This window comes from Bordetella sp. MIP270_01_BMS (genome assembly GCF_054958705.1).
In genome coordinates this window covers 1,876,502-1,900,624 of sequence record NZ_CM143297.1, presented here as the reverse complement: position 1 = coordinate 1,900,624, position 24,123 = coordinate 1,876,502, and the positions used below count along the sequence as shown (strand labels likewise).

Annotated in this window: 22 protein-coding genes; 15 read left to right on the top strand and 7 right to left on the bottom strand. The window is 64.5% G+C overall.

Going from position 1 to position 24,123, the window contains the following annotated elements:
* The first annotated feature begins 1 nt into the window (after position 1).
* On the top strand, positions 2-985 hold the full coding sequence (locus tag ACV17W_RS08875) for a tripartite tricarboxylate transporter substrate binding protein BugE (protein WP_462596503.1): 984 nt from the start codon (positions 2-4) through the stop codon (positions 983-985).
* Between the two features lie 79 nt (positions 986-1,064).
* Here the strand turns inward: ACV17W_RS08875 and ACV17W_RS08870 are convergent, their stop codons facing one another.
* Positions 1,065-1,961: a LysR family transcriptional regulator gene (locus ACV17W_RS08870; RefSeq protein ID WP_462596056.1), complete on the bottom strand. Its 897-nt coding sequence runs from the start codon at positions 1,959-1,961 to the stop codon at positions 1,065-1,067.
* A gap of 98 nt (positions 1,962-2,059) precedes the next feature.
* Between ACV17W_RS08870 and ggt the strand changes: the two genes are divergently transcribed.
* The gene (gene ggt / locus ACV17W_RS08865; protein WP_462596055.1) at positions 2,060-3,805 is read left to right on the top strand and encodes a gamma-glutamyltransferase; all 1,746 of its coding nucleotides are present in this window, start codon (positions 2,060-2,062) and stop codon (positions 3,803-3,805) included.
* A 36-nt stretch (positions 3,806-3,841) separates the two neighbouring features.
* On the opposite strand, the gene ACV17W_RS08860 is transcribed toward ggt, so the two are convergent.
* The 3 genes from ACV17W_RS08860 to ACV17W_RS08850 all read right to left on the bottom strand — a co-directional run bounded on the left by ACV17W_RS08860 (position 3,842) and on the right by ACV17W_RS08850 (position 7,789).
* Positions 3,842-5,008, bottom strand: coding sequence for a CaiB/BaiF CoA transferase family protein (locus ACV17W_RS08860; protein WP_462596054.1), 1,167 nt, complete (start codon positions 5,006-5,008; stop codon positions 3,842-3,844).
* A 13-nt stretch (positions 5,009-5,021) separates the two neighbouring features.
* Complete coding sequence (locus tag ACV17W_RS08855) at positions 5,022-5,999, bottom strand: Bug family tripartite tricarboxylate transporter substrate binding protein (RefSeq protein WP_462596053.1); 978 nt, start codon at positions 5,997-5,999, stop codon at positions 5,022-5,024.
* 89 nt (positions 6,000-6,088) lie between these two features.
* Positions 6,089-7,789, bottom strand: a complete 1,701-nt coding sequence (locus ACV17W_RS08850; RefSeq protein ID WP_462596052.1) for an acyl-CoA dehydrogenase family protein — start codon at positions 7,787-7,789, stop codon at positions 6,089-6,091.
* A 115-nt stretch (positions 7,790-7,904) separates the two neighbouring features.
* Here ACV17W_RS08850 and ACV17W_RS08845 point away from each other — a divergent pair, with 115 nt between their 5' ends.
* Positions 7,905-8,792 carry a LysR family transcriptional regulator gene (locus ACV17W_RS08845; RefSeq protein WP_462596051.1) on the top strand — a complete coding sequence of 296 codons (888 nt, stop codon included), beginning with the start codon at positions 7,905-7,907 and terminating at the stop codon, positions 8,790-8,792.
* Between the two features lie 87 nt (positions 8,793-8,879).
* On the opposite strand, the gene ACV17W_RS08840 is transcribed toward ACV17W_RS08845, so the two are convergent.
* Entirely contained in the window at positions 8,880-9,374 is a 495-nt protein-coding gene (locus ACV17W_RS08840; protein ID WP_462596050.1) for a type II secretion system protein N, read from the bottom strand.
* A gap of 113 nt (positions 9,375-9,487) precedes the next feature.
* Between ACV17W_RS08840 and gspG the strand changes: the two genes are divergently transcribed.
* The 11 genes from gspG to gspF all read left to right on the top strand — a co-directional run bounded on the left by gspG (position 9,488) and on the right by gspF (position 19,801).
* Positions 9,488-9,928, top strand: coding sequence for a type II secretion system major pseudopilin GspG (gene gspG / locus ACV17W_RS08835; RefSeq protein WP_462596049.1), 441 nt, complete (start codon positions 9,488-9,490; stop codon positions 9,926-9,928).
* The gene (locus tag ACV17W_RS08830; RefSeq protein ID WP_462596048.1) at positions 9,879-10,421 is read left to right on the top strand and encodes a prepilin-type N-terminal cleavage/methylation domain-containing protein; all 543 of its coding nucleotides are present in this window, start codon (positions 9,879-9,881) and stop codon (positions 10,419-10,421) included. The genes gspG and ACV17W_RS08830 overlap by 50 nt, the downstream gene beginning before the upstream one ends.
* Complete coding sequence (gene gspI / locus ACV17W_RS08825; RefSeq protein ID WP_462596047.1) at positions 10,418-10,789, top strand: type II secretion system minor pseudopilin GspI; 372 nt, start codon at positions 10,418-10,420, stop codon at positions 10,787-10,789. Before ACV17W_RS08830 ends, gspI begins: the two co-directional genes overlap by 4 nt.
* Positions 10,786-11,394, top strand: coding sequence for a PulJ/GspJ family protein (locus ACV17W_RS08820; protein WP_462596046.1), 609 nt, complete (start codon positions 10,786-10,788; stop codon positions 11,392-11,394). Before gspI ends, ACV17W_RS08820 begins: the two co-directional genes overlap by 4 nt.
* A gap of 65 nt (positions 11,395-11,459) precedes the next feature.
* The gene (gene gspK / locus ACV17W_RS08815) at positions 11,460-12,326 is read left to right on the top strand and encodes a type II secretion system minor pseudopilin GspK (RefSeq protein ID WP_462596045.1); all 867 of its coding nucleotides are present in this window, start codon (positions 11,460-11,462) and stop codon (positions 12,324-12,326) included.
* Positions 12,327-12,360: 34 nt separating this feature from the next.
* Entirely contained in the window at positions 12,361-13,353 is a 993-nt protein-coding gene (gene gspL, locus ACV17W_RS08810) for a type II secretion system protein GspL (RefSeq protein WP_462596044.1), read from the top strand.
* On the top strand, positions 13,350-13,943 hold the full coding sequence (gene gspM / locus ACV17W_RS08805; protein ID WP_462596043.1) for a type II secretion system protein GspM: 594 nt from the start codon (positions 13,350-13,352) through the stop codon (positions 13,941-13,943). Before gspL ends, gspM begins: the two co-directional genes overlap by 4 nt.
* Positions 13,940-14,692: a type II secretion system protein N gene (gene gspN, locus ACV17W_RS08800; RefSeq protein ID WP_462596042.1), complete on the top strand. Its 753-nt coding sequence runs from the start codon at positions 13,940-13,942 to the stop codon at positions 14,690-14,692. The genes gspM and gspN overlap by 4 nt, the downstream gene beginning before the upstream one ends.
* A gap of 349 nt (positions 14,693-15,041) precedes the next feature.
* On the top strand, positions 15,042-17,153 hold the full coding sequence (gene gspD / locus ACV17W_RS08795; protein WP_462596041.1) for a type II secretion system secretin GspD: 2,112 nt from the start codon (positions 15,042-15,044) through the stop codon (positions 17,151-17,153).
* Positions 17,150-18,571 (top strand): type II secretion system ATPase GspE, encoded by a 1,422-nt coding sequence (gene gspE, locus ACV17W_RS08790; RefSeq protein ID WP_462596040.1) that lies wholly within the window; start codon positions 17,150-17,152, stop codon positions 18,569-18,571. The genes gspD and gspE overlap by 4 nt, the downstream gene beginning before the upstream one ends.
* Positions 18,572-18,589: 18 nt before the next feature.
* Complete coding sequence (gene gspF, locus ACV17W_RS08785) at positions 18,590-19,801, top strand: type II secretion system inner membrane protein GspF (protein WP_462596039.1); 1,212 nt, start codon at positions 18,590-18,592, stop codon at positions 19,799-19,801.
* Here gspF and ACV17W_RS08780 read toward each other — a convergent pair.
* Together ACV17W_RS08780 and ACV17W_RS08775 are read right to left on the bottom strand one after the other, a co-directional pair.
* Complete coding sequence (locus ACV17W_RS08780) at positions 19,782-20,951, bottom strand: formylglycine-generating enzyme family protein (RefSeq protein ID WP_462596038.1); 1,170 nt, start codon at positions 20,949-20,951, stop codon at positions 19,782-19,784. The genes gspF and ACV17W_RS08780 overlap by 20 nt on opposite strands.
* Positions 20,938-23,118 carry a sulfatase family protein gene (locus tag ACV17W_RS08775; protein ID WP_462596037.1) on the bottom strand — a complete coding sequence of 727 codons (2,181 nt, stop codon included), beginning with the start codon at positions 23,116-23,118 and terminating at the stop codon, positions 20,938-20,940. The genes ACV17W_RS08780 and ACV17W_RS08775 overlap by 14 nt, the downstream gene beginning before the upstream one ends.
* A 492-nt stretch (positions 23,119-23,610) precedes the next feature.
* Between ACV17W_RS08775 and ACV17W_RS08770 the strand changes: the two genes are divergently transcribed.
* Positions 23,611-24,114 carry a MaoC family dehydratase gene (locus tag ACV17W_RS08770; protein WP_462596036.1) on the top strand — a complete coding sequence of 168 codons (504 nt, stop codon included), beginning with the start codon at positions 23,611-23,613 and terminating at the stop codon, positions 24,112-24,114.
* The last annotated feature ends 9 nt before the right edge of the window (positions 24,115-24,123 follow it).

Sequence of the window (24,123 nt, the reverse complement as noted above, 5' to 3'; positions counted from 1 at the left end):
GATGATCAAAGCACGTACCCTGGCCACGGCCATCGCGCTTGCCACGGGCCTGGCCGCCACGTCCGCCGCGCTCGCCGCAGATGCCTATCCCAACAAGCCTATCCGTGTGATCGTGCCGTTCGCGCCCGGTGGCTCCACCGACATCATCGCGCGCCTGGTCACACAACGCATGAGCCAGGAACTCGGCCAGCCCATGGTCGTCGAGAACAAGGGCGGAGCCGGCGGCGCCATCGGCGCGGCCGAAGCAGCGCGTGCCGAACCCGACGGCTACACCTTGTCCATCGCCACGGTGTCCACCATGGCGGTGAACTCGGCCTGCCGTCCCGACGACCTGCCTTACGACCCGATCAAGGACTTCCAGCCCGTGACCAACTTCGCCAACACGGCCAACGTCGTGTCGGTGAACCCGAAGTTTCCCGCCAAGGACTTCAAGGGCTTCCTCGAAGAGCTGAAGAAGAACCCGGGCAAGTATTCGTACGGCAGCTCGGGCACCTGCGGGGTGCTGCACCTGATGGGCGAATCTTTCAAGATCGCCACGGGTACCGACATCGTGCATGTGCCGTATAAGGGTTCGGGCCCGGCCGTTGCCGACGCCGTGGGCGGCCAGATCGAAATCCTGTTCGACAACCTGCCGTCGTCGATGCCGCAGATCCAGGCGGGCAAGCTGCGCGCCATGGCCATCGCGTGGCCCGAGCGCATTGAAACCATCAAAGACGTGCCCACCTTCAAAGACGTCGATTTCGCTCAGCTGAACCAGCCGGTGTGGTACGGCCTGCTGGCCCCCAAGGGCACACCCATGGACATCGTGAACAAGCTGCGCGATGCCGCCGTGGTGGCCTTGAAAGACCCGAAGGTCATCGAGGCGCTCGACAAGCAGGGCTCGGCACCGTCGGGCAACACGCCTGAAGAGTTCGCCAAGGAAATCCAGGAACAATACGACTGGGCGAAGGAAATCGTGAAGAAGAGCAATATCTCGCTCAACTGAACGGGCGGCGAAGCGGCCGGCATGCGTCATGCCGGCCCCCTCGCCCATGAAAACGGGGCGCCTCATGGGCGCCCCGTTTTCATGAGGCCGCCGGGAAATCCTGTTCGAGTTCGGCGCATGCCTGCCGCAGGCGCTCGATGAGCTCGCGATGCAGGGCCGACAGCGGATCCTGCGTATGCGTGAGTATGCTGAGCGGCACCCTGAGCGGCGGGTCGAGCCGACGCACCACCATGCCGGGCCGCAGCATGCCTCGTACTGTGATGGCGTCGACGATGGCCTCGCCGCAGCCGGCTTCGGCAAGGGCGCATGCCACATAGTGGGTCTGGACCTGGATCGCCACACTGGGGTTCAGGCCCTGTGCATCCAGGGCCATCTGCAGCAGCGACCCTGAGGCATCGCGCGAGTCGAGCAGGATCAGCGAGTCGTCGACCAGGTCTGCGAGGCGGGTGGTGCCGCCGCCGGGCTTGCGCCCCAGGTGCACCAGTTCGGTATGACCCAGCGGCGCGCGCGTCAGGCCCGGGTAGTCGTGCATATCGAAGGTGACGGCCAGGTCGAGTTCGCGTGCCAGCAAGCCCTGGACAAGCTCGGCGCTGTGATACGTGTGGATGTCGAAGGTGATGCCCGGCCGGGCTTCCCGGCTGGCCCGCACCACCTGCGGGAGCAGGCCCAGCCCCAGTGCCGGGGCGCAGCCTACGCGCAAGTGGCCGTGGGGGCGCTCGCGCAGGCTGGCCGCCAGGCGGCGCACGCTGTTCAGGTCCTGGTTCAGGCGCGTGACTTCGGGCGTGAGGATCTCTGCTTCGCGCGTGGCGACCAGCCGGCCCTTGACGCGTTCAAACAATTTGAAGCCCAGCTGCGCCTCGGCGTTGGCCAGGAGCTTGCTTGCGGCCGGCTGCGATATATGCAGCGCGGCCGCGGCTTCGGTCAATGAACCGGTGCGGCGGATGGCTTCGAAAATTTCTATGTGGCGCAGGCGCATGGCGCAATCCTAGGCGAGGGCAGTGGCCTTGCGCATTCTATTGCGATAATGCCTGTGGCGGCCGCCAGACCGGCGTCGCACCTCGCAGGAGAAGTCCGATGCGCGTTCTACCATGGCTGGGCGCTAGTTGCGCCGCATTGTGGTGCGGAATGGCGATCAGCCAGCCCGCCGCTCACGAGAACATCAACCCCGAAGCTGCCACGGGATACGAGGCCCGCGCGGCCGTCACCGCGCAACGCTACATGGTGGCCACAGCCAATGCCCTGGCGACGCAGGCCGGCTATCGCATGTTGCAGGCGGGCGGCAGCGCGGTAGATGCGGCGATCGCGGCGCAACTGGTGCTGGGCCTGACCGAGCCGCAGTCGTCGGGATTGGGCGGCGGCGCGTTCATGGTGCATTACGCCGCGCGCGACCGGCAGCTGCGGGTCTACGATGCGCGCGAAACCGCCCCTGCCGCGGCGCGCGCCGAACGCTTCATGCGCGATGGCAAGCCTCTGCCATTCAATCAGGCCGTCAACAGCGGCATGTCGGTTGGCACGCCGGGGCTGCTGCGCGGGCTCGAGGTGGCACATGCGCAGCAGGGCAAGCTGCCCTGGCGCTCGCTCTTCGAACCCGCCATCGCGCTCGCCACCGACGGTTTTGCCGTATCGCCGCGCCTGCACGCCATGCTGGCCGAATCGCGTGCCGACCTGCTGGCGCAACCCGCTGCGGCGCGCTACTTCTTTGGCCCCGACCAACGACCCTGGCCAGTGGGCCATGTGTTGAAGAATCCCGACTATGCCGCCGTGTTGCGCCGCGTGGCCGACAAGGGGGCCACCGCCTTCTATCACGGCGATATTGCGCACGACATCGTGGCGGCGGTACGCGCGCACGCCGTTCCCGGCGACCTGAGCGTGGCCGACCTTGCCGGCTATCGGGCCCGTACGCGCGATGCCGTTTGCGGCCATTACCGGGCGTACCGCCTGTGCGGGCCGCCGCCTCCCAGCAGCGGGCCCCTGGCCGTGCTGCAGATGCTGGGCATCCTGCAGCACTTTCCCATCGACAAGCTGGGGCCGCGCAGTGTCGAGGCCGTGCATTACTTTTCAGAGGCCGGGCGGCTGGCGTTTGCCGACCGGGGGTTCTACGTGGCCGATCCCGACTTCGCGACGGTGCCCGTGCAGGCCATGCTCGAGCCGGCCTACCTGGCAAGGCGTGCAGCGCTCATCCGCAACGATCGCAGCCTGGGCACGGCGCTGCCGGGCAACCCGGCAGAATTGCTGGCGCTGCGCGGCGCCGACGATGCGCCCGAACTGCCGTCCACCTCGCACATCGTGGCGGTCGACGAGCAGGGCAACGTCATATCGATGACGAGCTCCATTGAGGCGGCATTCGGCAGCAAGATCTTCGTGCGCGGCTTCCTGCTCAACAATGAGCTCACGGACTTTTCCCTCTCGGCGCAGGACCCTGAAGGGCGCATGGTCGCCAACCGTGTCCAGCCAGGCAAGCGGCCCCGCAGTTCGATGGCGCCCATGATCGTGTTCCGCGACGGGCTTCCCTACATGGCCGTGGGGTCGCCCGGCGGCAGCGCCATCATTAACTACGTGGCCAAGACCCTGGTGGGCGTGCTGGACTGGAAACTGGATATCCAGCAGGCGATCGCATTGCCCAACATGGGCAGCCGCAATCAGGCCACCGAGGTTGAGCGCGGCACCGTGCTCGAAGACATGATGCCCGCCTTGCGCGGCATGTCCCACGAGGTGAAGGCGGTGGATTTTCCCAGTGGCATCCAGGGCATCGTCATCGAGGACGGACGCCTGGTGGGTGGCGCCGATCCGCGCCGGGAAGGCCTGGTCATGGGCGACTAGCGCCGTGCATGCCGGCGCGCCGCCTGCCGCACCGCCTCATCGCGCGCGCGGAGCGACCCGCCCGGCCGCCTCGGCGCGGATCTCTTGCTCATGCTCGCCGAGCTCGGGCGGGGGGCGGCGGAACGTGGCCGGGGTGCGGGACAACTTGATGGGCGATCCCACGCCGCGGTAGCTGCCTGCTTCCACCACCATGGCGCGATGTCGCGTATGCGGATGGTGCAGTACGTCTTCCACGTTCTGGACGGCCGCGGCGGGTACGCCCTGGCGCAGCAGCTGCTCGGCCAGGCCGGCGGCGTCGTGGCCGGCGAGCAGCGAGGCCAGTTCCGTGCGCAATGCCTCGCGGTGCTTCAGGCGTTCGGCGTTGCTGGCAAACCGCGGGTCCTCGGCCAGCCGCGGGGCCTGCAGCGCCTGCGCCAGCGCGGCGAACTGGCGGTTATTGCCCACGGCCAGGAAGATCGGGCCGCTGCGCGTAGGCAGCGTTTCATAGGGGGCGATGTTGGGATGCGCGTTGCCCGTGCGGCCGGGCACTTTACCGCTGTAGAAATAGTTGGCGGCGTGAGGATGCAGCAACGACACCGCGCAGTCGTACAGCGTAATGTCCAGGAATTGGCCCAGCCCGCTGCGCACGCGCTCATTCAGTGCCAGCAGCACTGCCACCGCCGCGTTCAGTCCCGTCACCATGTCCACTACCGGCAGGCCCACGCGGGTGGCCTCGCCGTCGGCGTCTCCGTTCACGCTCATCAAGCCGCACATGGCCTGGGCGCAGGCATCGTACCCGGGCAGGCCGCCCAGCGGTCCGTCGGCGCCAAATCCGCTGACCCGGCAATGGATCAGCCGTGGGAACTCGGCGCTGAGCGCCTGGTAGCCCAAGCCCCATTTTTCCAGAGTGCCGGGTTTGAAGTTCTCGACCAGCACGTCGGCTTGCGCAAGCAACCGGCGCAGCAACTCCTGGCCCGCTGGCTCGGCCAGGTCGAGCACCATGCCGCGCTTGTTGCGATTGACGCCGACGAAATAGGAAGCCGTGTCGCCCTGAAAAGGCGGCCCCCAGCCACGGGTTTCGTCACCGGATGGCGGTTCGATCTTGATGACGTCGGCGCCATGGTCGGCCAGCAGCTGGGTGCAATACGGGCCGCCCAGTACGCGCGACAAGTCGATGACACGGCAGCCGGCAAGGGCACCGGCCGGCAGGGCAGGAATAGGCATGCGAAGTGGCTCCTCAGTCCAGGGCGACGCGCGCGTCCTGGATGACGCCACGCCACTTGGGCACTTGTTCACTGATGAATGCGGCCAGTCCTTGGGGCGTCTGGTCGGCGGCCGGCACGATGCCTTGTTTGTGCAGCGTCTGCTTGATGCCGGGATCGGCCAGCGCGGCGACAAACGCACGGTTCAGCGTGGCCACGGTTTCGGCGGGCGTGCCGCGCGGCGCGACGATGCCGAAGAACACGCTGACGTCATAGCCTTGCAGGCCCTGTTCGGCCAGGGTGGGCAACTCGGGCAGGGCATCCGAACGTTGCGCACTGGCCAGGCCGATGGCGCGCAGCGTGCCCGCCTGCACGTGCGGCAGGGCGGTCAGGATATCGGTGAACGACATGGACACCTGGCCGCCCAGCAGATCGTTCAGGGCTGGCCCTGTGCCCTTGTAGGGCACGTGCAGTATCTGGGTTCCCGCCATCTTGTTGAACAGTATGCCGGCCAGGTGTGACGAGGCGCCATTGCCCGACGAGGCGTAGCTGAGCCGATCAGGATGCTGCCTGGCATAGGCGATCAGCTCGTTCATATTTGAAGCGGGCACCGAAGGGTGCACCACCAGGATATTGGGCAAGTGGCCGATGCGCACCACAGGCGCGAAGCTTTGCTGCGGGTCGTACTGCTGGTTCTTGTACAGGCTCACATTGATGGCAAGGGGGCCCGACGTGCCGAACAGGATCGTGTAGCCGTCCGGTTTGGCGTTGGCGACGTATTCGGCGCCGATGTTGCCGCCCGCTCCGCCGCGGTTTTCCACGACGACGGTCCGGCCCAGCTGGTCTTTCAGGCCTTCGGCCAGGCGCCGCGCCATGGCATCGGTGGGGCCGCCCGGCGGGAAGGGTACGACCAGCGTGACCGGGCGGCCGGGGAACGGCGGGTTCGCCCAGGCGGGCGTGGCGCACAGGGCGGCGGCGCTGGCCAGGGCCAGGCAGAATAAGCGACGTTGCATGATCTCTCTCCAGGGTAAGGCGCGTTCTCGCCCGCTGCCGGGTCGGATGCGCTGTTGTAGGCCGGCTGCCATCAACCAGCCGCAGAAATTCAGGCGTCAGGCCGGATTGCGTAGGCCAGCATGGCGCGGCAGGCGTCATCTTCATTGGCCGGCACGGCGCACGGGTCGCGAGGCATCAGGCGGTGAAGCAGTACCTGGTCGGCCAACACGGCGCGGTCGGCCAGGCCGGGGGCTTGAGCCTCGTGCCGCAAAGCGGCCATCGACAGCGCGTGGTACAGCGCCGAAGCGGCCTGACGTGCCAGTTCGGCACGCTCTTGCCCCGCGGCGTGGCGGGCCAGCGCGAAGGCGCTGTCGACCGCGCGCGATTGCGCGTCGGCCAGGCCGGCTGCGCATGGGGCGCCTTCCTGAAGCAAAGTCTCGGTATGGCGACGCAGGGCATCCAGGGCGTCGGTCTTCTGAATGGCCCGCAGTACGTCCAGCGCGACGATATTGCTGGTGCCTTCCCAGATGGATCCCAGATGCGCGTCGCGCACCAGTCGCGCTTCGACGAATTCTTCGATATAGCCGCAGCCGCCGCGCACCTCCATTGCGTCGCCGGTCACTTTGCGTGCATCGCGGCAAGCGCGAAACTTGATCAGCGGCGTCATGATGCGAGCCAGCGCGGCGGCATCGCTGCTCCGATCGGCGTTTGCAAGGGCCGCCGCGGTCTGGAACATGACGCTGCGCGACTGCTCGGCCCACACATTCATCTTGGCCAGCTGACGGCGCATCAGAGGCATGTCGATCAGCCGCTTGCCGAAGGCCCGCCGGTGCTGCGCGAAGTGCACCGCCTCAGTGACGGCGCGGCGCATCAATCCCGCAGCGCGCATGCCGTTGGACAGGCGCGAGTTGTTGATCATGTCGGCCATCTGCTTGAAGCCTTGACCACGCTCACCCACCAGCCAGGCTTGCGCACCGTCCAGGCGAATCTCGCCACTGGCCATGGAGCGCGTGCCCAATTTGTTCTTCAACCTCAGGATGCGGTAGGCATTTTGCCGGCCATCGGGCAGGTCACGCGGCAGCAGAAACAGCGATACACCCTTCAGGCCCGCCACAGGCTCGCTGCGCGCCAGCACCATGGCGTAGCCCGCGTCGGGATTCGAGCAGAACCATTTGTCGCCGTACAGACGCCACGTGCCGTCCGGATCCTGCTCTGCGCGCGTCGTCGTGGCGCTGACATCGGATCCCGCGCCTTGCTCAGTCATGAACATGGCGCCCTGGTGCAATGCGTCGAGGTCCTGCGATACCACCTGAGGCAGCACGCGCTCGACCAGGGCCGGGTCGCCATAGCGGCGCAGCGTGCGTGCCAGCGAATCGGTCATGCTGACCGGGCAGCACAAGCCGAATTCCCCCTGCACGAACAAATGGCTCAAGGCGTACTTGGCGGCGGGCGGCATGGGTTCGGGCCATTGCAGCACGCCGCCGCGATGCGACAGTGCTGCCAAACCGAACTCACCGTAAGCCAGCTGTTCCAGCTCGACATACGCCGGATGCTTGTGGATGCGCGATTCGTCCTGGCCGGTGCGGCTGCGCACCGACAGCGTTGGCGGGTTCTGGTCCGCCACCGCGGCCAGTTCGTCGATGCGGCCGCCGGCCAGTGCGCCCAGCCGGTCCAGGTGAGGAAGCAGGTGCCGGTAGAGCGCGGGCGGCAGGTACAGCGCGCACAGCGCCGCTGCGTAAGGGTCGGCGCGGAACAGATTCAAGCCCCGCGAATCGGGCACATCGGTCGTGGAGGCGGCAGAAGTCGGCATTGCAAGCTCAGGCAAACTCTTGAAAGGCCATGTTCGCGCACGAAACCTATCTATACAAATACCGAATTAATGTAGAACAATATAAAACAGGTATAGATCGTGATCCGGAGTCGTCGTGGACCTTGAACCTCGCCTGTTGCGCTATTTCATCGCGGTCGCGGAAGAACGCCATTTCAGCCGCGCGGCGGCCCGGCTGCATCTGTCGCAGCCGCCGCTGAGCTACGCGATCAGGCAGCTGGAAGCCAATCTGGGTGTGCGATTGCTGGAGCGCACCAGCCGGCACGTGGCTCTGACCGAGGCGGGCCGGGTGCTATACCGCGAAGCCCAGGCGCTGCTGCGCCAGTCCGAAGCGGTCGGCACGCTGGTGCAACGCGTGGACGCCGGGCTGCGCGGCCGATTGCGCATTGGATTCGTGGGTTCGATGTTGTATCGGGGATTGCCGGGCCTGCTGACCGCCATGCGGGCGGACCTGCCCGACGTGGAGCACGTGCTCACCGAACTGAATTCGCACGATCAACTCGAGGCGGTGCGCCGTGGCGAGCAAGACCTGGGCTTTATCCACGCCAATCCCGCGCCCGACGGTGTTCAGACGCTGGACCTCGTGGCCGAGCCATTCATGCTGTGCGTGCCGGCCGACCATCCCGCCGCGCGGCGCCGGCGCGTCAGCCTGGCTGCGCTGGCGCGCGAAGACTTCATCCTGTTCGCGCGCGCGGCGTCGCCCAGTTATCACGAGACCGTTCTGTCGTTGTGCGTCACGGCCGGATTCCATCCAGCCATCCGCCACGAGGTGCGCCATTGGCTCAGCGTTGCCGCACTTGTGTCGCAGGGGCTGGGGGTATCCATCGTGCCGGCGTGCCTGGCCCGCAGTGGCCTGGCGGGCACGCGCTTCCTGACTTTCGACCACGGGGTGCGTTCGGTCAGCCAGGCCATATGGTCCGCCGATGCCGACTCGCCGCTGTTGCGCAAGGCTCTGGAACTGGTGCGGCGGGAATACGGGCTTTGAGTGGCAAGTCGGGCGCCTTGTGATGGTAGGCGCTCATCAAGTCTGGATCGAACGCCGTGAGGCAGTTCAGAGAGCGTAGAGCGACATTTATTTTGGCATCACGATAAACCCATTGTCGCCCGCCAGCGCTTTTGCCGGGGCAAGAATCGTTTCTTGCGCGCCATCCTGATCAACGGTGACGCCGGTCGGCGATATAGAGACCAGATTCACGCCTGGCGCCAGTGTGTCGCCCGGCCGGAACGCGCGTGCCGGCTGTCCGTTGACGGACAACACTGCGGCTCCGCCCACGCCATTGCTGTTGGCGATCAGACCAGACACCAAGATGCGCACTCGTAAGGCTTCGCCGCCGAACCATCGGGCGATCGCAGTTGTGTCGGAAACCTGATCGGCCGCCGTGGGCAGAAAGGGGGGCGCCGGCCGCGGCCCGGGCGCCAACAGAAGCGCCGCCCAAGTGCCCAACCCCGTCGCGCAGAGCATCATGCCGGCGCGGCGCGCCCAGCGCCACCTCGCCGCAGCAATTAAGCGGGAATCGACGGGCAGCGCCGCGATGGTGGAAGCAGTAGTAACCAAATTTTCACTCATCAAAAAAGGTGCCGACGAAGCGGGTCGACTGTCCTATATACTTGCTCACCCTTCGAAACACCCCGTAATTCTAGGCGAACATCCCGGGACCTCCACACCACAAGACGCACCTGATGCCATTCAGTCCAAACCTATCGCGCCACTGCACACGGAGAAGCGAGGCCGGATTTTCGCTCATCGAAGTCATGATCGTCGTTGTGATCATGGGCGTATTGGCGACGCTGATCGTGCCGAGTCTGATCGATCGCCCCGACCAGGCGCGCGTGGTGGCTGCGCGGCATGATGTGTCGGCCATCATGCAGGCGCTCAAGCTTTATCGGCTGGACCATGGCCGATATCCCAGCGCCGAAGAGGGTTTGGCGGTGTTGGCCAGGCCGGCGCCGGCACAGGCGTCCCAGGGGCGCGTGTACATGGATCGTCTGCCGTTGGATCCATTCGGTCACCCCTATCAATACCTGAACCCCGGGGTCTATGGCGAAATAGACGTGCTTTCCCTCGGCGGCGATGGCAAGCCGGGAGGCGAGGGCATCAATGCCGACATTGGCTCCTGGTAGAGGCCCGCGTCAGCGGGGGTTCTCGCTGCTTGAGATGCTGGTCACAGTCGCTGTGATTGCAATCACAACGGCCATGGCTGGCATGTACGCCTGGCCCGATGGCGACCTGCGCGTCTTGCGGCAGGATGCTCAGCGGCTGGCGCAGTTGTTCACGGCCGCACATGCCGAAGCGCGTCGCGCCGATGGACAGATCATCTGGACGGCCGATGGTCAAGGGTATGCATTCACTGCGGCCGCGCGCGATGACTTTCTGCCTGCGGTCTTGCAGAGCGGCGCGACTACCCCGTGCGCTCGGGCATTTGCCGATCCGGATCCATTGCGACCCCGCGCCTGGTCCTCGCCTAATGTGGTCACAGTCAGCATAGAGCCGCCGGGGGCCGCTTCTTTCAGCGCCGAATGGACCTCCGGCCCCCGGTCGGTTGAACTGCATGACGGTACGCATACGGTTCGCATTGAGCGCTCGGAGGCGGGACACTATCGGGTGCGGCTGTGAGACTTGGCGCGGGGCAGCAAGGGTTCAGCCTGTTGGAAGTGTTGATTGCGCTCACCATCGTCAGCGTGGCGCTGGCGGCTGCCGTAAGGGCAATCGGCGTAGCATCGGACAATGCGCGAGGCATTCATCAAAGCAGCCTGGCCATCCAGGCGGCCCAGAATCTATTGACCGAACTGCGCCTCTCGCGCGCTTTTCCCATCGCGGGGCGCTCGACTGAGCCTTGCCCGCAGGGGCCGCTCGATCTCGTGTGCGAGAAGGAATTCCAGAATACCGGCAACAGCAGCCTCAGGCTGGCGACGATCCGTGCGCGGCTGGGCGAAGGACCGGTGCTGGCACAGCTGCATGGCTTGCTCTCGAGGCTTCCATGAGAATGTCTCGCGCGCGCCAGCAGGGTTTTACGCTGATCGAAGTCATGGTTGCATTGGCGTTGATGGCTTTGCTCAGTGTGATTTCCTGGCGCGCGTTGGATTCGGTAGAGCGCTCGAATCAACAGCTCATCGCCAACACCGACGATGTGCTCGCCTTGGTGCGCGTGTTGGACCAGCTGGAATCTGATGTCGCGCACCACGCGGGCCCCGCGGTTCTGGCTTCCTATCCACGCTGGGATCCGGCGGCCAAGGCCGGCGCGCTGCTGCCGCCGGGCATTCACTGGGTCGATGCCCAACTGGCGATTGTGCGCTCGGCCCGGGAGGGCCGCTGGCAGAACGTGGTGTGGAAGACCGCCGATGGCTCGCTACAGCGGTGGGTGGGGCCTGCAGAGCGCAACCTGCCGCTGCCCGCCGCGTCGAGCCGTGAAGTGATGTTGATCGGCGTGCGCGAAATTTCCGCGCGACTGTGGATACCCGGGCAGGGATGGACCGCGCCGGATCGGGCCTTGACCGCGCAGCGGTCTGCGACCGGCCTGGAAATCACAATCGGACGCGAGATCAACGGCAAAACTGAACGCTACCGCAAGGTGGTGGCCTTGCCATGATGAAGCCCGCGTTGCCAGCCCCCAGACGAATGCACCCACGCCAGTCCCCCCTCGCCGAGCAGGGCATGGCGGTGATCGCCGCGCTGGTCGTGGTGGCGGCCGCCTCGATCGCAGCTGTTGCGATTCTCGACCGTCAGGCGCTGTTGGTGGACACCCTGACCGTGGACCGTGATCGCGGGGATGCGCAAAGGGTGCTGCAAGGCGGCATTGAATGGGCGCGAGTGATTCTGCAAAGTGATGCGCGCGGCAGCGCCATCACGCACGCGAACGCGGTCTGGGCGCAACCCCTTGTTGGGCTAGAGATCCACACCCCCGATCGGGCGCGCACGGCGACTTTTTCCGGCGTCATTGAAGATGAACAGGGCAAGCTCAACCTCGGGCGCGTCGCCGTGCAGGGTAGGGTTCAGCGCGGCGAGCTGGAGGTGCTGCAACGGTTACTGAGCGTGCTGGACTTACCCGTCTCGCTGGCACGCCCGATCGCGCAGCGAATCGCTGACGCGCAAGGATCGGCGGATCGGCCGATGGTGGCGCCCGGACTGACTGGGCTGCCGGATTTGATGGGCGTGGACGGCGTGACGCCTGAGGTCCTGCGCGCACTGTCTCCTCACGTGACCGTGTTGCCCGTCAGAACCGGGATCAACGTCAACACTGCCAGCGCGGTGGTACTGAGCGCGCTCTTGCCCGGCCTGTCTCTCGCGCAGGCGCGCGATCTGGTTCGTGAAAGGGACCGGGGGCAGTGGTTTATTGACGCTAAGGACTTTTTGAACCGTCTGCCGGCACAAGGCCCGGCACCCTCGCAGCCCGTGCATGTGCGCAGCGCCTGGTTCCTGGTGTCGGGCGTAACGGTCATTCGTGGCGTGGCGCACAGGATGCAGGCGCTGCTCAGCCGCCAGGAGGACGCGGCTCCGAGGGTTATCTGGGTGAGAGGCTGATATCAAACACAAACTACGAATCTCTTTACCGCGTTTGGCCTCGTTGACGCCGCAGACGGTCGTCGCCTTTGCGTGTATAAGCCGCAAGGGTCAGATACTGCGAGCGGGCGAGTTGCGCATTGAGCAGCTGGCGTCGAGCCTCAACGTTCATCAGGTCGATGCTGTCCTGCATCCCGACGATGCGACCGTAATGACGCTGACGCTGCCTCCATTGGCCGGGCGGCGTTTGACGGCCGCCGTCGTAAGCAGTGTCGAGCCTTTGGCGCTCAGCGATGTCTCGGCGCTGTGTATCGCGCATGGCCCCCGGGCCGCCGACGGCAGGGTTTGCGTGGCGTGGGCGGATAACGAACGTATTGCACTCGCCTGGAAATACCTGGCCGAGGCAGGGTTGAAGGTCGGTAATCTGGTGCCGCACGTGCTGGCCTTGCCGCCGGGGGATGCGCAGCCGGAACGCGTACTGGCGCTGCCGGCCGACGCCCGCTGGCTGACGCCCTTGCCGTCCTGGTCCTTGGCCGTGCCGGAGTGTCGTCCTGCGACTGCGCGGCGGCCGTGGCGCGGCGCCGCGCTCTGGTCAGGCGCGGGGGCATTGATCTGGATCGTAGGGTTGAACTTGTATGCGGCGCAATTGCAAAGCGAGGTGCGCGCACTGACGGCGGCGATGGAACAGGCCGTGCGCGCCGCGTTTCCGTCTATCCAGCTCGTGATCGATCCGGTACGACAGGTTCAGAAGATGCGCGACCAGCTGGCCGTGTCCGACTCGACAGGGGGCGCAGACGATGTCATGTCGCTATTGACCGATACCGCGGCAGCGATGGATTTCGCTGCCGGGCAGGTCGCATCGCTGCGCTATGACGCCGGCGTACTCACGGTGGTGCTGGTGGATGGCGACGCGCCGCGCGCCCGCGACGCCGCGCTGAAGCAAGCTTTTGCTGCCAGGGCGCTGGAGCTCGTCAAACAGGACAAGGCTCGAAGCACTTGGCAAATCCGTCGTGCCAGCACGGCGCTGCCAGCCGAGAGCCGCTCATGAGCGCGCCGTTCGATACCGCGGCCCCGGCCCAACCATCGCGCGCGCAGACGTCGCAGCGTCTACGGCAAAAGCTAACGGCATGGTGGCACTTGCGCACGCTACGTGAACAGCGCCTGCTGCGGTTGGCCGTCGCGGTTCTGGGGGTGGGGCTCGTCTGGACACTTGCGGTGCAGCCGGCTTGGCGCACGCTTACGGTCGCCCGTGAACAAATACCCCGCCTGCACGCTCAGGCGGCTCGTGTCGATGCGTTGATCAACCAGACGCATGCGCTGAGTCAACGGAATCATGGGGCCGATTATGCGCGCCTGAAAGATGCGTTGATCGCATCGCTGAATCGCGCCGGGCTTGCCGGCGCCGCACGCGTCAGTGCAGAGCCCGCGGACGATGCGGAGGCTCAGACGGAGTGGACGGTCGCATTCCAGAATGCGGATGTGGCGCGTGTCATGCAATGGATGGCCGATCTGCCTCATGTGTTGCATGTTCAACCCCACTACGTCGAATTAGAGCGATCAACGATAGGCGGCAGGCAACGCGCAGGGAGTGTCAGCGGGTTGCTGCGCATCGCCGTGCCCGGGCAGGGGGCCTCATGAAGCCGTCACGTCTGGTCTTCGCCGGCTCTGGCCTGGCAGCATTGGCACTCATCAGTGCATTCATTGTCGCGCCTGCACGATGGGTCATATTGATGATGCCCGAGAATGCGCCGTTGACGGTGGTTGATGCGCGCGGCACGCTCTGGTCGGGTTCTGCGAACGTGGCCGTGGGTGCCTCCAGTCATCGCCGCCTGTTGCCGGATCCGGTTTACTGGAAGATGGCGTGGCTGCCAACGCCCCGCGTCAGCGTGACGCACGCCTGGTTGAGCGGGCCCGTAGAGATATCGCTGCGCGGCTCGGGCCTGAACATCGCGGGCCAGAGCCTGCATATGCCTGCGGCGGTGCTGAGCACGATGGACGCCCGGATGGCGGCGCTCGCCCCCGGTGGCGATCTGGTGGCGAAATGGCCGGTCCTGACGCTCGGCATCGATGGCGCTTTGTCCGCTGCATCCCCCATGGACTTGCAATGGCGGCAGGCCACGTCGGCCCTCAGTACCGTCCGCCCCCTGGGCAGCTATCGGCTGATAGCCTCGCCCGGCGACGGGGAAGGGTGGCGGCTGCAACTCAAGACACTGCAGGGCCCGCTCATGCTCGACGGCGCAGGCAGTGTGACCGGTTCAGGTATCCGGCTCGACGGCAATGCCCGCACCGACCGGGACGCATCAGCGGATATGCATGCACGACTCACAGACTTGCTGGCCGCCATCGGCCCTAGAAAGAATGATCAAACGCTCTTCAGTATTCGTTAGCGCTCCTTTCACCGGCACCGGCATGGACAGCTCTCCTTCTGCTGTGTATCCCTGCGTCGGCCTGCGACTGGCCCTCGTCTTGGCTATGGCCAGCGCCATTGGCGGTTGCGCTGCCCCGTCAGGGACGGCCGAAGGGAAAAAGGATTCGACGCCATTGATCGTGTACACCTCTACTGGTTCGACATGGCGCGAGGCCCCTGCATCCCGGCCGCGGCCGCTGGCCGATCGCGCGCGTTCGGGTCCGCAGCCTGGAGGCAGGTCCGAGATTGCATCACCGCGCGACACTCGCACGCATGCTGCCGCGGCTGGCGTCGGCGACGCACAGGGGAGTGGTACGCCTGGCGACACCATGCTCAACTTTAATGACGTTGACTTGCAAAGCGTCATTCGCGCGCTGGCGCACTTTACCGGCCGCAATGTGGTGGTCGATCCACGGGTAAAGGGCAAGCTGACCTTGGTGTCCGAGCGGCCCGTGAACCGCGCCACGGCCTATACCATGCTGCTGAGCGCGTTGCGCATGCAAGGTTATTCCGTGGTGGAATCCGGGGGTGTGACGCGTGTCGTGCCCGAAGCGGAGGCCAAGGTGCAAGGCATGACGGTGACCAGCGGTCCGACGGGCGACCCGCTGCAGCCGGGCGGGGAGTTGATTACTCGTGTATTCCAACTGCGTTATGAGAATGCCAACAATCTGATGCCGGTGCTGCGGCCCATGATTGCACCTAACAATTCCATCAACGTCTACCCCGCCAACAACACGCTGGTGATTACGGATTATGCCGATAACCTCAATCGGATTGCCGACGTCATCGCCAGCATCGATACGCCGGACTCATTCAGTACCGATATCGTTCCGATTGACTATGGCATCGCATCGGACATCGCCGCTCTGGTCTCCCAAATGCTCAATGCACCTGGCGCCGCCCGCGGCACGCAGCCAATCACCGTCGTGGCCGATCCGCGTAGCAATTCGATTCTGTTGCGCGCCAGTAGCCCGGAAAAGCTGAGCCAGGCACGAGCGCTCATCCGCCGTATCGACAGCGCAGACGCCCGCGCCGGCAATCTGCACGTGGTGTATCTGCGCAATGCGCAGGCGAGCCAACTTGCCGAGGTGCTGCGCGGCGTGCTTGGCGGGCAGAGCGCCGAGAGGACCGTGCCGCCGGGTGAGACCTCGTTGAGTCCGATGTCCAGCACGTCGCCGATGAACTCGGCGTCCGTCTCGCTGACGGGCGCGGACCGAAGCGCCATGCTGGCCGACGGTGGCTCCGGCGCCGCCAGCATGGGCATGGAGGCTTCGGGCAGCGCGCGGCCCGTGGCCTTCACGGCCGGTGGCGCCACGGTGCAGGCCGACCCCACCACCAATACTCTGTTGATTTCCGCGCCACCACCGTTGTATCGCAGTTTGCGCGAAGTGATCGATCAGCTCGATCAAAGGCGCGCGCAGGTGCTGGTGGAAAGCCTGATCGTGGAGGTCACCGACGAGAACAAGGCGATGTTTGGCGTGCAGTGGATCACGGGTGGCAGCGGGATGGAGTCGGGTGGTTCCAGCTTTATCGGCGGCACGAACTGGGATGGCAGCGGGCTGAACCCGAACGGCGCCACCACGATCGATTCCTTGGCGCAGGGCCTGACACTGGGCGTGGTCAAAGGATCGGTGAACGTTCTGGGTAATGAGATCATCAACCTCAGTGTGCTGGCGCGCGCCCTGGAGTCGACCGGCGGCGCCAATATTCTGTCCACGCCGAACTTGCTGACTCTGGACAACGAGGCGGCCAGCATTATGGTGGGCCGAACAGTGCCGTTTGTGACCGGGCGCTATACCACCTCGGGCGATGGCGCGAGTAATCCCTTCCAAACGGTGTCGCGCGAAGATGTCGGCCTGACGCTACGCATCCGGCCGCAGATCTCAGAAGGTGGCACGGTCAAGCTTGCGCTCTATCAAGAGGTCAGCAGTATCGATACGGCCGCCTCGAGCGCCGCTGGCGGGCTGGTGACGCGCAAGCGTGCGCTCGAGACGAATGTGTTGGTCGACGACAGCCAGATCATTGTGCTGGGCGGACTGATCGAGGATTCGATTTCCGATACGACCAATGCGGTGCCTATTCTGAGCAAGATCCCGCTGTTGGGCAGCCTTTTTCGCTATGAAAGCCGTAGCCGCACCAAGACCAACCTGATGGTGTTCCTGCGACCACATATTCTGCGCAACTCCCAGGATAATGCCAGCATCACCCTGGACCGCTACACCCACATGCGTGCGATGCAGAACGATCTGCCGGAGCGTTCGACCTGGTTCGCGCCGAATCTGGGGTCGAGTGTGTTGCCTCAGATCACGCGGAACCCTGACACGGGTTTGCTGGACTTGCGCGGAGAAGATCCAGCCTCGTCGTCCGAGGCGAACGCCCAACCTATTCCGGCAGCCATCCCGGATCGGCCGCAGCCTGCCAGCGGGAGTGCATTGCAGTGATTCCGCGTCTGCCTTATGCATGGGCACGGGCGCAGCGCGTGCTGTTGGAGACTTCCGCTTCGGCGGGCGTGCGCGTGACCACGTCGGCGCTCACGCCCGCCTGGGCTCTGGCCGAGATTCGCCGCTGCCACGGCGAACTGGCGCAGCAGGTCGTCACTGATGAGGAGTTGGATCTCATGCTGACGGCGGCGTATGCGCAGACCGGCGACGCGGCGGCCATCGTCGATGAAGCCGCCAGCGAGGTCGATCTGGATCGACTGATGCACGAAATCCCCGCAGTCGAGGATCTGCTCGACTCACAGGACGACGCGCCTATCATTCGCATGATCAATGCGCTTCTGACGCAGGCCAGCCGCGATGGTGCGAGCGACATTCATCTGGAAGTCTTCGAAACGCATTCGATGGTGCGCTATCGCGTTGACGGTATGCTGCGCGATATCGTCAGCCCTCAGCGTGCGCTGCACAACGCGCTGGTTTCGCGCATCAAGATCATGGCGCACCTGGATATTGCCGAAAAGCGATTACCCCAGGATGGTCGAATTACGCTGCGCGTGGGAGGGCGCCCCATCGATGTGCGCGTCTCGACATTGCCCACGGGGCACGGGGAGCGCGCCGTATTGCGTCTGCTGGAAAAAGGCAAGGGTCAGAACGATTTGAATCAGCTCGGCATGGCCGAGGACGTGCGCACGCAGCTGGATGCGCTGATCCATCGCCCGCATGGAATTGTGCTGGTCACCGGGCCCACGGGTAGCGGAAAAAGCACGACCCTGTACGCGGCGTTGGGGCGCTTGGATACCGACACAACCAATATCCTGACCGTCGAGGACCCGATCGAGTATGACTTGCCGGGCGTGGGTCAAACGCAGGTCAACAGCAAGATAAACCTGAGCTTTGCCATGGCGCTGCGGGCCATCCTGCGCCAGGACCCCGATGTCATCATGATCGGCGAAATCCGCGACCTGGAGACCGCGCGCATCGCCGTGCAGGCCTCGCTCACCGGCCATCTGGTCCTGGCGACCCTGCACACCAATGACGCGGTATCGGCAGTGACGCGACTGATCGACATGGGGGTCGAGCCGTTCCTGTTGGCCTCTACCTTGCAGGGAGTGCTGGCCCAACGCCTGGTGCGCAAGCTTTGCCCGCGGTGCAAGACACGCTGCCCGCTCACCGGGGCCTGGCTGCATCGTGGCTGCGCGTCTTGCAACCACACGGGGTTTAGCGGTCGTACCGGCATACATGAGTTGTTTTGTGTGGACGACGCCGCTCGCGCGTTGATCCATGATGGCAGCGACGAACAGGCGCTACGTGGGGCGGCGGCCCAGAGCGGCATGCGCGCCTTGCGTCAGGATGGGCTACGGTGGGTGAGGCAAGGCGTCACCACCGAGGCAGAGATCTCTCGCGTTACCAACGAACACTAGTGACGAGGCGCCCAGACAATGCCAGCCTTTCGATATGAAGCCAGCGACGAACGGGGTCGCGTCGAGCGCGGCCTGATCGAGGCGGAAAGCGATCGCGCGGCCAGGCACGCGCTGCGTGCGCGCGGGCTGGTGCCCCTGACGGTAATGCCTGTCCATCCGGGATCAACTTCAAATGCCGTACGCCGCGGACGCCGACGGACCAAGGACGCCGAGCTGTGCTGGATGACGCGGCAGCTTGCCAGTCTGCTGGGAGCCGGTCTGCCTCTGGATACCGCGCTCAGTGCCACCCTGGAGCAGGCGCAGGGCCGTCATCTGACCGGTCTGTTGGCCAGCATCCGGGCCGACGTACGCGCCGGACACAGACTTGGGCAGGCGCTTTCCGCGCATCCCGCCGAGTTCCCGTCAATTTATCGTGCGCTCATCGATGCGGGCGAAGCGTCGGGCGATCTGTCGCGCGTCATGGAGAACCTGGCCGAGTATCTGGAGTCGCGCAGTAACCTGCGCAACAAGATCCTGACCGCGTTTATTTATCCCGCCATTGTGACGCTGGTATCGATCGGGATCGTGATTTTTCTGCTGAGTTATGTAGTGCCGCAGGTGGTGGGGGCGTTCGCGCAAACGAATCAGGCGCTGCCACTTTTGACGCGCCTCATGCTTGCCGCGAGCGATGCGATCCGAGAATGGGGCCCGTGGGCTGCGGTGATCTTTGCAGTCGCCCTGGCGATGTGGCGCTGGCAGTTGCGCAGACCTTCGGTGCAACTGTCGTGGCATTCAACCCTGCTGCGCGTGCCCCTGGCAGGCTATTTTGTATCGGGCGTGAATACGGCGCGTTACGCGGCCACCCTGGCTATCCTGACCGGAGGGGGGGTGCCGCTTCTGGCGGCCTTGGACGCCGCGAGCCGCACGCTGAGCAACGCAAAGATGCGCCTGGCCGCCGATGATGCCGCGCAGCGTGTCCGTGCAGGCAGCGCGCTGACGACGGCATTGCAGGCGCAGCAGACTTTTCCCGCGCTCTTGACCTACCTGGTCAGTAGCGGCGAACGCACTGGCGATCTCCCCGCCATGTTGCAGCGCGCTTCGCAGACCCTGTCTGCCCAGCTGGAACGGCGCGCAATGACCATGACCGCGCTGCTCGAACCGCTGATGATCCTGCTCATGGGGGCCATCGTGCTCGTGATCGTGCTGGCAGTGATGATGCCGATTATTGAGATTAATCATATGAGCTTCTGACTGCGGACGGCGCGGCTGGCGAGGCGACGACTGGGGGCGGGGCGTCGATGACCAGCCGGAATCCCACATGCGACATCGGGCTGTACGGATCGGCGCCCTGGCGCGCGCTTGGCCGATACGACAGACAGTAGTTCTCGTTGCAAAGAAACGACCCTCCGCGTATGACCCGCTTGGGCGCATGGGCCGGTACACCCGGATCCGAGTAATCGTGGGGTTGCGCCGGGCCTTGTGGATTCACCATGGTGGCGTTGTGGCGGGCCTGATGCGTAAAGTGATCGACCCCGTACCAGTCGGCCACCCATTGCCAGGCGTTGCCTGTCATATCGTGCAGGCCATAACCGTTGGCGGGGAACGTGCCCGCCGCCACGGTGGCGTTGGCGCCGCCTGCAGCCGGACTTACGACGGGAAATCGCTGTGTTGTCGCGTCCCAGTAGTTCGCCATGCGCTGGCCTTCGGGTTCGAGCACATCCCCCCAGACATAGGTAGCCTGTTCAAGCCCGCCGCGGGCCGCATATTCCCACTCGGCTTCCGTGGGCAGGCGCTTGCCGGCCCACCTGGCATACGCCAACGCGTCGGCATAGCTCACCTGTACAACCGGATGGTCGGCCTTGCCCGTGATCGTGCTGCCAGGACCCTGCGGTTGACGCCAGTTTGCGCCAGGCACATAGCGCCACCAACTTGCGTAATTGGCCAGATTGACAGGCCTATGCGTGCCGACGAATACCATTGCGCCGGGGACCAGCGCGCCGTCGGGCGGGCGCGGTGTGTGAGGAGGCAATTGGACTCGCACCGTTTCCCAGTCCGGCACCTGTTCGGCTGTCGTAACGTAACCCGTCTGACGCACGAACACGGCGAACTGGTCGTTCGTCACATGGGTGATGTCCATCCAGAACCCATCCACGCGAACCGGATGAGCCGGACGCTCGTTGGGCTGCGCTAGCTTGCTGTTGCTGCCCATCAGAAAATCGCCCCCCGGCACCCAGGCCATGTTCACGGGTCCGATCACGCCATCGCCGAGGGTGATGCCGGGGCGCGACGGTTTATCGTTCTCATCGCTGCCCCATAAGGCCATGCCCGCCAAGGCAGTCGCCGCCGTTGCGACGGCCACGCCCGCCGTCATTGCGAGCCTGGCTGGTTTAGTAAATCGCATACGACGGCGGGCAACTGGTGTTCAGGTTGTTCTGAACAATTGTCTCGTCCACGTGGTTGGTCAAACCGTCGGGCAAGCCATTGACAAAGAAGTCATACACGCTGGACAGCCCCCAGTTATGCGCGATCGCGCGCCAGTTGTCCAGGTCCTGGGCATTGACGATGCCATCCTTGTTTCCATCACCCGGGCAAGATGGCTCGGACGCCAGCATACGATCCATGGTCGCGCGCAACTCATCGTAGACGGCCAGGGTGTCGGCGTCGGGGTTGCTCGCCAGCAGGTTACGGTCGGGCGTGTCCAGCAAAGGTACGGGGACCGCCTGGTTGATCTCATACAACTCGTCGACTACATCGGTCTTGCGGCCCTGGGTAGTCGGTTCGAAATTCTGCGTGGTGTTGCGCACGAGCTTGTACTGATCGTTGCGTACCGCGATGGAGGTCTCGGGCATGATGTCGAGCATGTCGCGGCCGGCGCCGTAGAGTGCGCGATTGACGTCGGCGCACATCTTATAGCCTTCGCCATCATTGGGAATCACCGACGCATCGGTATAACCGGGGCCCCAATACACGCCCTGGTTATCTTCGCACACGGCCTTGGTCGTCGGGATCTGCGTGCAAGTCGTATTGATCACGCAGGGCGCATTTCTGGCGCCATTGGCTTGATAGTTCACGCTACCCATCGTGAAGTTGATGTTGCGCAAGCTCGATTGCTCGGGATTGGTCAGATAAGGCAGCAGCGCAACCGAGTCGATGGTGCGTGGCACTTCTTTATGCACATCCAACCCCGCAATTTCACCAAAGAACTGATAAAGATCCACCGCGTTGACCATGTGATCCACTTGGCGGCCGGGCTGCACCACATGAGGGCCGGCCACGATCAGCGGATCCCACACCCCAGTCTGGTACGCAGTGCCTTTGGCTTGCGATCCCACAAAGGGCAGTTTCACGGCCGAGCCCAAGGTGCCGTTATCGCCCACGATGACAATCACGGTATTCGAGGCGTTGGGGTCGTAGACCAAGCTGCCATCCGCGGCGCGACTGGCAAGACCGGTCTCGACCAGGATGCGGCCGAACTCCTTATCCATTGCTTCGGTCATCTGGTTCTGCAGCTGACGGCCCGTCGCCGTTGCCTGGCAGCTCCAACCATCCGAGGCAAAGTCCTTGGGACCATCTACCAGTGAACCGGGTGGCTGTTGCCAGGGCGTGTGCGCCGCGCTGAAGCTGACCGTGGCCATCCATGGTTTGGCGCCGGATCGGGACTTGATCCACTCGATCGCGGCATCGGCCTCGGTGATGGTGCGGTACTGGCGCGAGCGCGCATCGCTCAGCGGCACCTGTTCCAGGTGTTCGCCATCGATGATCACCAGCGGAGACACGTAGTAGCCGTTCTCGCGGTTGAAATTTAGGCTCGGCGCCGGCGTGCCGCAGCTTTCATCCGGCACGAAGATGCCGCCCGAGCTCAGGCACTGCAGCCCGGCTGCGTCTTGCGACAACGCGGTGCGCTTGATTTCACGGCAGTGATTGTCGGGCTGGTAGCAAGCGCCGCTATCCGCGCCACCGGCGTGCTTGCCGGGCACGAAGCCACAAGAATAGGTGCTTTCCGGGGCGATCCCGCCGGCCGTGGTGTCAATCGAGCCAGGCAGCCCGCCAATCCAGCCATAGAAATAATCCCAGCCCAACACGCTGGGTGTCATATTCTCGGCTTGGTTGTTCTCGGGCCCGGCAAGGTGGAACTTGCCGAACATGCCGTTCTCGTAACCCGCGCGTTTGAGCAGCTTCGGTACGGTCACGTCATAAGGCGAGACTTGTGAATTCGCCAGGTCGTTCGGCCCGATTGCCTGATAGATGCCGGTACGGAAAGGATAGCGTCCGACGAAGAACGACGCCCGTCCTGGGGAACACTCGGGCATGGACCACGTGTTGTGGAACCGAAGCCCGGCTTGCGCCACCGCGCCGATATTGGGCAGGTTCGGCGGGGTCGCTCCGCCATATCCAAATGCGGCCATCTGATCGATGCCCACATCATCCATGATCATGAACAGAATATTGGATGCCTGAGGGCCAACCGGCGCGGGATCCGGCGCATGGTGTGAACCACCGCCGTCGCATGCAGCGAGCACGAGCGTAATTAATCCTGCCAGTGGCAGCGTACACAGCCTGTTCTTCACGGAGCCCTCTTCTGCTAGAACTGCACAACTCGAGGACTGACGCCAAGCCGCGACGACTTGCCCCTCGTATATATTCGGAATTAATTTGGAGCAGAAGTTTACCGGAGCGCGGCGGGGGTAGAAGGATCAGTCGCGAATATTTATCGCGCGGTCGGTCCGATGACGCGAGCGCAGGCGTGCATTCGATGTTGGAACAACGGCGACGCCGCTGATTCAGGCAATACATCCAGCCGCGCTCGACGGAGACGAACTCCCGCAACCCGGTTCGGCCTGTGAATACTCGCGGCGTATCGCCTGCGCCATCCGGCGCGTACAGACGGTCACTTCGTCATCGTCATTGTCGCGAGTGTCACGCTGCGTCGTTTGAGAAAGGGAGCCAGGGCCGCCCGGGCTCGAGTTGCTGCAACGCACGATAGAAAGCGATTGACAGGACGACTTGCTTTGACCGAGTATTTGTCCAGACAAAGTGCCAAACAGGACAAAGGAGGGGCAATGGAGGTCAAGGCCGTGGGACCCAAGCGCTACCGCTTCAGCTTCGGGCGCTACCTGGAAGAGTTCGAGTTGGGGGCCGTGTACGAACATCGGCCCGGGCGCACGTTGACCGACGCCGACAACATTCAGTTTTCATTGATGACGATGAATTTTCATCCCATGCACTGCGACGTGGCTCATGCCAGCCAAAGCGAGTTCGGCAAGCTGCTGGTCAACAGCGGGTTGACCGTGGCGGTGGTGCTGGGCATGACGGTGGCCGACATCAGCGGCAAGGCCATCGCCAACCTGGGTTGGAAAGAAATCAATCTGACGGCGCCCGTTTTCGCCGGCGACACGCTGTACGCCGAATCGGAAGTGCTGGAGATACGCGAGTCGCGCAGCCGGCCCACCCAAGGCATCGTCACGACGCTGACCCGCGCCTATAACCAGGATGGTGTCGAAGTCATGAACTTCATACGCATGAGCCTGATTCCCAAGCGGGGCCACGGGGTCGGCGAGCAATAACGATTACAG